The organism is Brevibacterium gallinarum, assembly GCF_014836885.1.
GTDB lineage: Bacteria > Actinomycetota > Actinomycetes > Actinomycetales > Brevibacteriaceae > Brevibacterium > Brevibacterium gallinarum.
The window spans coordinates 18,384-29,822 of record NZ_JACSPY010000015.1; the positions used below are offsets into that span (position 1 = coordinate 18,384).

The following is an 11,439-nucleotide window of genomic DNA, read 5'->3' on the forward strand; positions in this document are numbered from 1 at the left end:
GAGCGCGTGCGTACGCGCAGGCTGCCAGGTCTGGAAAGGACATGACTATGCTCAAGGGCTTCAGAGACTTCATTCTGCGCGGCAACGTCATCGAACTGGCCACCGCAGTCATCATCGGCGGTGCCTTCACGGCCATCGTCACCGCGATCTCCGACAAGATCATCAACCCGCTCATCGCCGCCATCGGTTCGCCGGAGTCCCCGGCCCTGTCGTTCTACCTGCGTGACGGTGTGGAGGCGACGAAAGTCGACATCGGTGCGGTCATCACCGCCTGCATCAACTTCCTCATCGTCGCTGCTGTGGTGTACTTCGTCATCATCATGCCGATGAACAAGATCAACGAGCTACGCAAGCGCGGCGCCCCGGAAGACGAAGTCCCGCCGTCGAGCGAGGAGCTGCTCGCCGAGATCCGCGACCTCATCGCCCAGGGACAGCAGAACGTCGTGCCCGACCAGCGCTTCGTCGAAGGCGCCTCCGGCACCCCCGGTGTGCCCGGTGGTGCCCAGGACATGCCGAACTCCGCAGGCGAGGGAGACCCGCGCCACTGACATGCCGCCCAGCACGCGCCTCAGCGTGTGAACAGGCCGCAGGGGCCGGGAGGATCGCGGTGATCCTCCCGGCCCCTCGCATGTCCCCACCAGCCGCTGAGATGCCCGGCTGTCATCGTCGGGTGCGCCCGGCTACTCTTGACGCCATGACCGACGAGCAGCACCCGCTCCCCCACCACCGCCGTGAGCCCGAGACCGAGGCACCGACTGCGGACCCGCAGAACCGCGCTGCGGCACCCCCAGCCCAGCCGCAGTCGTTCAAGGACCTCGCCCCGTGGGAGGGCGAGGCCACGATCGTCGACAAGCTCCTGCTCGTCGGCGTGTTCGGTGTGCCGCTGTTCTACCTCGCGCTGCTGCCCTTCCGCCCGCAGCTCATCGCCAGCCATCCGGTGCTGCTGGAGTTCCTCACCGGCGCGAAGTCCGCGATCGTCGGCGCCGGCGCCTATGCCGGGATCGGCGAACTGCCGCTGACCCTCGTGTTCATCGCAGGCCTGGTCGGCATGGCGAAGTTCGACTGGATGTTCTGGCTGGCCGGCCGCCGCTGGGGTGACGGCGCGGTCAACCTCTTCGCCCAGTCCGAACGCCAGCGCAGGCGCTTCCGGCAGCTGAAGAACCTGCCGGCCTGGCTGCTGTTCATCTTCGTCTTCATCTCCCGAGTCCCCGGCATCCCCGGCACCATCGTGTGGCTGGTCGCCGGATACTCCCGGATGTCGCTGCCGCTGTTCCTCACCGCCCAGATCTCCGGAGCCGCAGTCATGACCGCGGTCTGGACCGCGCTGGGCTACAGCCTCGGGCAGGCCGCCGTCGACGTCATCCAGGTCATCGACCGCTACGCCATGTGGATCTCCCTGGCGATCATCGTCGGCATCGTCGTGTGGTCGACGGCCAAGAGCGTGCGCACCGAATCCAAGCGCGCCAAAGCAGCCGGTGACACGGAGGACTCCACAGCTGAGAATCAGCGCTGAGTCCGGCCGATCTCCTTTCGCCGGTGAGCCCCCGGCAGTAACTTGAACGGGCGCGGCCAGCTCCCGCCGGCCAGCGCACCCATGAGGAGACTGCTATGACCACCTCAACCGGCCGGCCCATCTGGATCGACCACACCCATCAGAACCCCGCGGCGATGCGCGAGATCTACTCCGACCTGTTCGGCTGGACGTTCAGCGACCAGGGTCCGGACTTCGGCCACTACACCATCGCCTCCAACGCAGAAGGCCACCCGGTCGCCGGCTTCATGCAGGCGATGGCACCCGACGGCACGCCCGATGCGCAGATGCCGACAAGCTGGACGATCTACTTCCACACCGACGACATCGACACTGCCGCCCGCACCGCCGGACAGTCCGGCGGCACCGTCATCGTCGAGCCGATGCCGGTCGGTGAGCTCGGTTCGATGGCCGTGCTCGCCGACCCCGACGGGGCCGTCTTCGGCCTGTGGCAGCCGGCAGACTTCGCCGGCTTCGAGCACCTCGCCGGCGGGGCCTCCGGCGCCGGCACCCCGGTCACGGCCGGGCTGCCGGTGTGGTTCGAGCTCATGAGCGCCCGCTACCACGACGCGCTGTCGTTCTACGCCACGGTGCTCGGCTGGCAGCCGACCCCCTTCGGGGAGTCCTCCCCTGCCGCATACTGCACGAATCACCCGGACGAGCAGGCCACCGCCGGGCTGTGCGATGCCGCCGAGTGGTTCGAGAAGTCGATGTGGCGCGTGTACTTCACCACCGACGACGTCGACAGCACCGCCGAGCGGCTCACGGCTGCCGGCGGGCAGGTGCTCGACGGCCCGATGGACACCCCCTTCGGCCGGCTGGCGACGGTGACGGACCCGGAGGGGGCGACCTTCCAGCTCAACCGGCCACCGCAGATGGGCTGAGCGACCGGCCTGCCGCCGCTAGACTGGCCGGCATGTCGATCGTTCCCACGCGCGACGAGATCACCGCCGCGCATTCGCTCATCAGCAGCCGCATCCGCCGCACCCCGCTGCTCGACATCACCCTGCCCCACGGCACGCCGGCAACACTCAAACTCGAGCTCTTCCAGCACACCGGCAGCTTCAAGCCCCGCGGTGCCTTCACCGGTGCGCTCACCGCCGCTGAGCCGCCGAAGACCCTGGTGGCCGCCTCCGGCGGCAATCATGGTCTGGCCGTCGCGCATGTCGCCTCCCAGCTCGGCATCCCGGCACGCATCTTCGTCCCCTCAACCGCCCCTCAGGCGAAGGTCTCCCGGCTTGAGGCGATGGGCGCTGAGGTCACCATCACCGGTGATGTCTACGCTGATGCGTTCGCCGCCAGCCAGGAGGCCGCCGCGCAGCCCGGCGCACTGGCCCTGCACGCCTACGACTCCCCGGCCACCGTCACCGGCCAGGGCACCCTCGGTGCGGAACTCGACGCACAGCTGCGCAGCCGCACCGGTGAGCAGCACAGCACCGCAGCCGAGGCGAAGGTCCCGACGGTGCTCGTGGCCACCGGCGGCGGTGGTCTCGTCGGCGGGATCTCCGCCTGGTTCGGCTCCGCCGCACACGTCGTGCCGGTCGAACCGGAGACCTGCGCTGCCCTGCACACGGCGCTTAGGAACGGCGAGCGCACACCGATCACTCCCAGCGGGGTGGCTGCCGATTCGCTCGGGGCGAGCACGATCGGTGAGATCTGCTTCGCTATCGCCTGCCGCAACGCGCTGCAGCCGGTGCTTGTCTCCGATGCTGCGATCCGTGAGGCCCGCACGTGGCTGTGGCGCCAGACCCGCATCGCAGCCGAACCCGGTGGGGCCGCGGCACTGGCCGCGCTGCTCTCGGGCGCCTACCAGCCGGCACCAGGTGAGCAGGTCACCGTCGTCGTCTGCGGTGCGAACGCAGACCCGTCTGACCTGCCCCTAGACTGAGGCAGTGGCTCTCAAGGATCTGCTGGCCGATACCCGGCCGCTGCGCACACCGACGTTCCGGCGGCTGTGGTCGGCGAACATCGTCACCGTCATCGGTGCACAGGTCACGATCGTCGCCATCCCCGCCCAGCTGTATGCCCTGACCGGGCAGTCGAGCTATGTCGGCTTGGCTGGACTGTTCGGGCTCATCCCGCTGGTGATATTCGGCCTCTACGGCGGTGCCCTGGCCGATGTCATGGACCGGCGGATCCTCATGCTCGGCTCCGGCTGCGGCCTGGTGGCGGCCAGCTTCGGGCTCTTCCTGCTCTCGGCTCTCGGGTCGACGAATGTGTGGCTGCTGCTGAGCGTCTATGCGCTCCAGCAGATGTTCTTCGCGCTCAATCAGCCGGCCCGCAGCGCGATCCTGCCGGCAATCCTGCCCGGTGACCAACTGCCGGCAGCCAATGCGCTCAACATGACGCTCATGACCTTCGGCGCAGTCGTCGGCCCGCTGGTCGGCGGGATGCTCATCCCGGTCATCGGCTTCTCCTTCCTCTACCTCTTCGATGCCGTAGCGCTGCTCGTGTCCGTGTGGGCGATCTGGCGGCTGCCGTCCCTGCCGCCGCAGCGCGCAGGCGAGGCGGCAGGCGCGAGCAGGCGCCGTGCGGGAGTGCGCAGCGTCGTCGACGGCTTCGCCTATCTCATCACCGCCCCGGTGCTGCTCATGAGCTTCGTCGTCGACATCATCGCGATGGTCTTCGGGATGCCCAGGGCGCTGTTCCCGCAGATCGCCCACGAGACGTTCGACGGGCCCAGCTCCGGCGGGTTCGTCTTCGCGCTGCTCTCCGCCGCGATCCCCTTCGGTGCGCTGCTCGGCGGGATCTTCTCCGGCTGGGTCTCACGCGTCAACCGGCAGGGCCGGGCGGTCGTCATCTGCATCCTCGTGTGGGGTGCGGCGATGACCGGGTTCGGGCTGGTCCTGCCAGCGGCCGGGAACTGGTGGATGCTCGCCCTCATCGGCGCCGTCGTATTCCTGGCCATCGGCGGTGTCGCCGATGTCGTCTCGGCCGCCTTCCGCATGACGATCCTGCAGCAGGCCGCCGATGACGCGGTCCGCGGACGGCTGCAGGGCGTCTTCATCGTCGTGGTCGCCGGCGGCCCGCGCATCGCTGATGTGCTGCACGGCTACGTCGCCACCGGCATCGGCACCACCTGGGCGACCGCCGGTGGCGGCGTTCTCGTCATCATCGGCGTGCTCATCGCTGCGGCAGCCGCACCGAGCTTCATGCGCTACCGCGTCCGCTAGGCCTGCTGGGCAGCCGCGAACGGCAGCACGGCGGCTGCGCCTGCCTGCAGCAGTTGGCGGGCGAGGACCGTCATCGTCCAGCGGGAGACGATGAGCGCATCGACGAGCAGCACCGTCTTCCCGTTCACGGCAGCGGCCTGCTCGTCTGCCAGCCGGAACGCCCCGGCGAGGTTCCTGACCCGGAACGCGGAGTTGACGTCAGGGGAGCCGGGGTCGCGCAGCAGCTCGAACTCACCGATGTCCTGCATCTGGCCGACCGTGGCGAGCCCGGCTGCCAGGGAGCGGGTGAAGACCGGCCGCAGCGTGTTCGGCACCGAGATCACCACCTCGGGCCGGGACTGCCAGTCCCAGTCGGTAAGCACCGTCACCGCAGCCTGGCCGATCGCCTCGGGCACCGGAGCGTCTGCCTGCCCGGTGCTGAAGGTCTCGGCCAGGCGCTGGCCGATTCCCAGGTCGGTGAGCCGGGCGATGACCCGTCCTTCGGCCGGCCGCTGCGCCGGGGCGATCTTGCCGCGCAGTTCGATGCCGAGGCGGTCGAGGCCGGTCGGCCATTGGGCGCGCGGGGCGACCGGCAGTCCGACGCCTGCCAGCTGGCTGCCGGCAGACTGCAGACCGGAGTCGCTGACCTCGGTGGAGAACCACGGGCCGGCGCAGTTGTCGCAGCGGCCGCAGTCACCGGTCGTGTCGTCGTCGAGCTGGCCGGTGAGATAGCGCATCCGGCACATCTGCGTGCGCTCGTACTCCCGCATCGCATCGGCCTCACGGGTGCGTGTGGCCGCGACTGCGGCGTAGCGCTGGGCGTCGTAGGTCCAGCCGGCCCCGGTGGTGACGAATCCGCCGCGCACTCGGTCGACGGCCCCGTCGACCTGCAGGATCTTGAGCAGCAGCTCGAGCCTCGCCCGCTTCTCCCCCACGACGGTCTCAAGCGCCGGAATCGACATCGGCTCCTCGGCGCTGAGGCTGGCCAGCACCGCGGCGGCGGTCTGCTCATCGGGCATCGATGCGGTGGCGAAGTACTCCCAGATCCGTTCGTCCTCCGGCCCGGGCATGAGCAGCACATCAGCTGACTCGGTTGCGCGCCCGGCACGGCCGACCTGCTGGTAGTACGCCACTGGTGAGGACGGGGCGCCGAAGTGGATGACGAACCCCAGATCCGGTTTGTCGAAGCCCATCCCCAGCGCCGAGGTCGCCACAAGCGCCTTGACCTCATTGGCTTTGAGCGCAGCCTCCATGCCGGCCCGCTCATCGGCATCGGCGGCGCCGGTGTAGGCGGCGACATTCCAGCCGGCCTGCGTGAGCGCCCGCGCAGCATCCTGGGCGGCGGCGACGGTGAGCGTGTAGATGATGCCCGAGCCGCTGAACTCGCCCAGGTGCTCGCACAGCCAGGCGAGCCGGCGAGCCGGTTCGGACTTCTCCATCACGCCCAGGCGCAGGGAGTCGCGGGCGAGCTGACCGCGGATGACGAGCGCATCGTGGCCGAGCTGCTCGGCGACATCGTCGACGACCCGCGAGTTCGCTGTCGCGGTTGTCGCCAGCACCGGAATCGACTCGGGCAGCTCAGCGAGGATCGACCCGATGCGCCGGTAGTCGGGCCGGAAGTCGTGCCCCCAGTCGGAGATGCAGTGGGCTTCGTCGATGACGATCATCCCGAGATCAGCCATGAGCCCCGGCAGCACCTCGGAGCGGAAGGACGGGTTGGCCAGCCGTTCGGGAGAGATGAGCAGCACGTCGACGGCACCGGCGGCCAGGTCGGTGCGCACCTGGTCCCACGCCTCGGCGTTGGACGAATTCATCGTCACCGCGCGCACGCCGGCGCGTTCGGCGGCTGCGACCTGGTCGCGCATGAGCGCCAGCAGCGGGGAGATGATGAGTGAGGGCCCGCGGCCGGCCCGGCGCAGCAGGGTCGCGGCGACGAAGTAGACGGCTGATTTGCCCCAGCCGGTGCGCTGGACGACGAGTGCGCGCCGGTGCTGGGCGACCAGCGCTGCGATCGCCTCGAACTGGCCGGGATGGAACTGCGCGTCAGCCCGGCCGGTGAGCTCGCGCAGCACTTCCAGGGCGGCCGCGTGCAGCTGCGGGTCGGGGGCCGCCGCCGAGGCGGGGGCTGGCTGGGGTGCAGATGCGTCAGTGCTCATGTTCCCGAGTCTAGGCACACCCACGGACGTCGCCGGCACCTCACCGTGTGACCAGGAACGATGTCCCGCCAGTCGGCTGGATGGGGCGGTGTCCGTCCCACTCCGTATGATGGTCTGCGATACCGGTTCCCGTCCCCTGCCAGGAGGCTGTCGTGGCTGCGCATCCGCATGGTCACCCCGGTGCGTCCAGCGCACCGGAGGCACCGCTGCATGAGCAGCTGCGCCGGGCGGTGCCCGGCTGGGTGCTGGCGGTGTCGACGGCCGCAGCCTGGGCGCAGGCGGCGGCGACGGCGTTCCTGTTCTTCAGCCTCGGTTCGGCCCTCGATGTGCTCAGCTTCGGTGAGCGCCTGCTGCCGGTCGAGATCATCACCCTCATCCTCATCGCAGCCGCAGCTGCGATCTGGGCAGCCGCCGGTGCCGGGTTCTCCGCCTGGGCTGCTTCGGATGCTGAGAAGCAGCTGCGCGCGGCGGCGCTCGGCAGCCTCTACCGCCTCGGTGCCGTCGACGTGCAGTCGCGCGCCGGGTCCCTGCTGTCGCTGCTGACCGACGGGGTGCAGCGCACCGCGAACTACCGGGCGGCGTTCATCGGCCCGATGATCGGGGCGCTGACCACCCCGCTGCTCGTGCTGGCGATCATGGCGCTGACCGTCAGCGGGCGGATCGCCGGGCTCCTCGCGCTGCTGCTGCTCATCGTGCCGGTCGTCATCGCCGGGTTCCGGCGGGCGGTGCGCCCGATCGGCCGGTCGTACCGGATGACGCAGGGCCGGCTGACCGCTGCCTTCCTCGAGGCGATCCAGGCCCTTGACACCCTCGTCTACGCGCGCGCTGCCGGGCGCACCGCTGCTGAACTGGCCCGCCGCGGCGAGCAGCACCGGTCGAGCATCATGCGGATGCTGGCCGGCAACCAGCTGCTCATCTTCGTCGTCGATGCCGCCTTCTCCCTCACCGTCGTCGTCGCCGCGACCGCCCTGGCGCTGCAGGGCCTGGCCGCCGGCACGCTGAGCCTCGGCGGGGCGCTGGCGGTCCTGCTCATGACCACGCTTGTCATCGGCCCGGTCGACATCATCGGCCGGTTCTTCTACATCGGCATCAGCGGCCGGGCAGCCCAGCGCAGTCTGAGCGAGCACCTGCGTGCCGGCACCGCGCCCGAGGTGGCAGCCGGCGCGGGTGCCGAACGTCCCCGCGGGGACGTCGAGACCGCCGGCGCTGCGCTTAGCCTCCGCGAGGTCACCGCGGGCTGGCCGGGTGGGCCGCCGGTGTTCACCGGGCTCAGCCTCGACATCGCGCCCGGTGAGCATGTCGCGCTCATCGGTCCCTCGGGTGCCGGGAAGTCGACGATCGCCGCCCTCCTCCAGGCCCACCTGCTGCCGCGTTCCGGTGTGGTCACCGTCAGCGGGCTTGAGACGCAGAAAGCGCAGCCGGCGGCGGTGCGCGATCAGCTGGCTGTCGTCGAACAGCAGACCTTCCTGTTCCTCGGCACGATCGAAGACAACCTGCGCATCGCCGCTCCCGAAGCCGCAGAGGAGCAGCTGTGGGAGGCGCTGGAAACGGCCGGACTGGCCGCCGATGTGCGCAGCATGCCGGCAGGCCTGGCGACACCGGTCGGTGAGCACGGCCGGCTGCTCTCCGGCGGGCAGGCGCAGCGGCTGGCGATCGCCCGGGCTGCGCTGCGCGATGCCCCGATCCTCATCCTCGACGAGCCGACCAGCCAGGTCGATCTGTCCGGTGAGGCGGCGATCCTTGACGCCCTGCGCCGGCTGGCTGCCGGCCGCACGGTGCTCACGATCGCCCACCGTCCGCTGGCGGTGCTCTCGGCTGACCGGGTCATCGACCTGCGTCAGCTGATGGCGGAGGTGCCGTCATGACGCCTGCGACTGCCCGCCGCCGGGAGCTCACCGGCTGGCTCATCGGCCAGACCCGCGGTCTGCTCGCCCCGCTCGGTTTGGCGGTCATCGCCCGGGTGCTCGGCCAGCTGCTCGGGGTCGCACTCTTCGTCGTCGCCGCTTCGCTGCTCATCCGTGCCGCAGGACCGCAGCTGTCCGGCCAGTCCGTCGGCATCGGGGTCGCTGTCGCCGCGCTGGCCGGCATGGCGATCGCCAAGGCGCTGCTGCGCTACGCCGAGCACTACGCCGGTCACTATGTCGCCTTCACCTCGCTGCAGCGGCTGCGCGATGCCTTCTTCGCCCGGCTGATCCCGCAGGCGCCTGCTGCGACGCAGGGCCGTGCGGGGGCCGAGCTGACGAGCCGGGCCACCTCGGACATCGACCGGATCGAGGTGTTCTTCGCCCACACCCTGCCCCCGGCTGTCTCGGCTGTTGCGGTGCCCGCAAGCGCGCTCACCTGGCTGGCGGTCGCCGTGGATCCGCGGCTGGCGCTGACGCTGACGCTTACTGTCGCGGCGCTGCTGGCGCTGCCGCTGCTCACCCGGCGCGGGGCCGTCGACTCCGCCAACGCCGTGGCGCGTGTGCGCGGACAGATCGCCGAGCGCCTCAGTGACGATGTGCAGGGGATGCGCGAGATCCTCGGCTTCGGCATCGCCGAACAGCGTCTCGACGGCCTGGCGCGCGTCGATGCCGCACGCACCACAGCGGCCGCGCAGGTCGGTGCGAACCAGGCGGCCCGGGCGGGCCTCTCGGTACTGCTGCAGGGCGGCGGGCTCATCGCCGTCCTCCTCGTCGGCGCCAGCACGGGTGCCTCACCAGCTGCGATCATGACAGCGCTGGCCGTCGGCATCGGGCTCATCGGCCCCGCCCGTGGGTTCGAGGACTACATCACCGGTCTCGACAACGCCTTCGCCGCCACCGCCCGCATCCGCGAGATCATGGACGCCGCTCCTGCCATCACCGACTTCGCCAGCAGCACGGCCGCCGCGGCTCCCGCTGCCACCGGTGACGCACCCGAATCTGAGGCTGCCCCCGATCCGAGAGCGGCGGCCTCGCGCAGCGGTACGGCTGCTTCGCCCAGCGGTACGGCGGCCTCTCTCAGCGATGCGGCTGCAGGTGTCGAGTTCGACGACGTCACCTTCGGCTATGACCCGAATGCCGGGCCGCGAGCACTCGACGGCGTAACACTGCACGCTGAGGCGGGGACGTGGACGCATATCGTCGGGGTCTCCGGCAGCGGCAAATCCACGCTGGCTGGGCTGCTGCTGCGCGGCTGGGATCCCGAATCCGGTGTGGTGCGCCTGGCCGGCACCGATGTGCGCGAGCTGCCGCTTGCCGAGCTGCGCTCACGCATCTCACTGGCCCCACAGCGACCGACAACACTGCGCGGGACTCTGCGGGAGAACCTCACGCTGGCCGCCCCAGATGCCACCGATGAGCAGATCGCAGAGGCGCTGACACTCGCCGGCCTGCCCGACTGGACCCAGCGGCTGGCGGAACCGGTCGGCGCACGCGGTCAGAGCATCTCCGGTGGGCAGCTGCAGCGGCTGTCCCTGGCCCGCGCACTGCTGCCGAACCCGCAGGTGCTCATCATCGATGAGGGCCTCAGCCAGCTCGATGCCGAGACCGCAGCCGAGGTCCGGCAGCGGCTGCAGTCGATCGAGAACCTCACGATCATCGAGATCACCCACCGGGCCGACCTCATCGACGATGCGGCTGCTGTGTGGGTGCTCGACCTCGGCAAGGTCGTCGAATCCGGCACCGCCAGCCAGCTGCGTTCACACACCGGCCCGTTCCAGCGGCTTGAGGCGCGCATGGCCTACGATGCCTGAGTGATTCTCCACCTGCTCACCGGCGCGCTGACAGGCTGGTCGCTCATCATCGCGGTCGGCCCGCAGAACGCTCTGGTGCTCCGGCAGGGCATCCGCCGCGAACACCTCGGCGTCGTGCTGGCCATCTGCATCATCGCCGATGTTGCGCTCATCGGCCTGGGCACCATCGGCATCGGCGGTCTCATACTGCTGGTGCCCTGGCTGCTGACAGCCCTCAAGTGGCTGGGTGCTGCCTATCTTGTGTGGTTCGCGCTCATCACGCTGCGCTCCGCCTGGCACGCCACCGGACTGAACGCCGATGCACAGCCGCGCACCCGCAGGCAGATCGTGCGCACGACTCTGGCGCTGACCTTCCTCAACCCCGGCGTCTACCTCGACACTGTCGTCATGGTCGGCAATCTGGCCAATCAGCAGGGTGCAGACGGGCGGTGGTGGTTCATGCTCGGGGCGATGGCCGCCTCGATCAGCTGGTTCCTTGTCATCGGCTTCGGATCCCGAGCGCTGGCACCCGTCCTGGCCAAACCGCGCGTCTGGCAGGCCATCGACGTCGCGATCGCCGTTGTCATCCTCGGCTTAGCGATCCGTCTCGTGCTCTCCTGAGCCGGTATCAGCGGACGCTTCGTCTGCGTCACCGGCGGCTGCTTCACCGCCGGGCTCGGACACATCTTCGGCTGGACGTGCGGCGGAGTCGGACCGGCGTGGATTCGGGCGTGATGCCGGTGCGAGAACTGGGCGGGATCTCGTCGCCCAATGCGGTGGCCTGTCAGCCAGCAGCCGCTCGTCGCTGTTCGCCTCCGAGGCCGGGGCGGAATCCCCGGATTCGTTGCGCAGGGTGCGCCGGTAGGCCTCGATCGCAGCCTGCACCCGCGGATCCTTCGCCACGGT

10 protein-coding genes are annotated in these 11,439 nt (G+C 70.1%); 8 read left to right on the plus strand and 2 right to left on the minus strand.

Going from position 1 to position 11,439, the window contains the following annotated elements:
• Window positions 1-47: 47 nt before the first annotated feature.
• The 5 genes from mscL to H9634_RS12270 all read left to right on the plus strand — a co-directional run bounded on the left by mscL (window position 48) and on the right by H9634_RS12270 (window position 4,704).
• Window positions 48-548 carry a large conductance mechanosensitive channel protein MscL gene (gene mscL, locus H9634_RS12250; protein ID WP_175294256.1) on the plus strand — a complete coding sequence of 167 codons (501 nt, stop codon included), beginning with the start codon at window positions 48-50 and terminating at the stop codon, window positions 546-548.
• 146 nt (window positions 549-694) lie between these two features.
• Complete coding sequence (locus tag H9634_RS12255; RefSeq protein WP_191726963.1) at window positions 695-1,513, plus strand: DedA family protein; 819 nt, start codon at window positions 695-697, stop codon at window positions 1,511-1,513.
• Window positions 1,514-1,608: 95 nt separating this feature from the next.
• The gene (locus H9634_RS12260; RefSeq protein ID WP_191726964.1) at window positions 1,609-2,415 is read left to right on the plus strand and encodes a VOC family protein; all 807 of its coding nucleotides are present in this window, start codon (window positions 1,609-1,611) and stop codon (window positions 2,413-2,415) included.
• A gap of 32 nt (window positions 2,416-2,447) precedes the next feature.
• Window positions 2,448-3,419, plus strand: a complete 972-nt coding sequence (locus H9634_RS12265) for a serine/threonine dehydratase (RefSeq protein ID WP_191726966.1) — start codon at window positions 2,448-2,450, stop codon at window positions 3,417-3,419.
• A 4-nt stretch (window positions 3,420-3,423) separates the two neighbouring features.
• Entirely contained in the window at window positions 3,424-4,704 is a 1,281-nt protein-coding gene (locus tag H9634_RS12270; protein WP_191726968.1) for an MFS transporter, read from the plus strand.
• Here H9634_RS12270 and H9634_RS12275 read toward each other — a convergent pair.
• Complete coding sequence (locus tag H9634_RS12275) at window positions 4,701-6,839, minus strand: RecQ family ATP-dependent DNA helicase (RefSeq protein WP_191726970.1); 2,139 nt, start codon at window positions 6,837-6,839, stop codon at window positions 4,701-4,703. The genes H9634_RS12270 and H9634_RS12275 overlap by 4 nt on opposite strands.
• A 152-nt stretch (window positions 6,840-6,991) precedes the next feature.
• Between H9634_RS12275 and H9634_RS12280 the strand changes: the two genes are divergently transcribed.
• From H9634_RS12280 to H9634_RS12290, 3 genes are read left to right on the plus strand one after another with little or no spacing between them, the layout of a single operon-like run.
• Window positions 6,992-8,704 (plus strand): ABC transporter ATP-binding protein/permease, encoded by a 1,713-nt coding sequence (locus H9634_RS12280; RefSeq protein ID WP_191726972.1) that lies wholly within the window; start codon window positions 6,992-6,994, stop codon window positions 8,702-8,704.
• On the plus strand, window positions 8,701-10,554 hold the full coding sequence (locus H9634_RS12285) for an ABC transporter ATP-binding protein (protein WP_191726974.1): 1,854 nt from the start codon (window positions 8,701-8,703) through the stop codon (window positions 10,552-10,554). Before H9634_RS12280 ends, H9634_RS12285 begins: the two co-directional genes overlap by 4 nt.
• On the plus strand, window positions 10,555-11,154 hold the full coding sequence (locus H9634_RS12290; protein ID WP_191726976.1) for a LysE/ArgO family amino acid transporter: 600 nt from the start codon (window positions 10,555-10,557) through the stop codon (window positions 11,152-11,154).
• Here H9634_RS12290 and H9634_RS12295 read toward each other — a convergent pair.
• The gene (locus tag H9634_RS12295) at window positions 11,128-11,436 is read right to left on the minus strand and encodes a hypothetical protein (protein ID WP_191726978.1); all 309 of its coding nucleotides are present in this window, start codon (window positions 11,434-11,436) and stop codon (window positions 11,128-11,130) included. The genes H9634_RS12290 and H9634_RS12295 overlap by 27 nt on opposite strands.
• Window positions 11,437-11,439 lie beyond the last annotated feature (3 nt).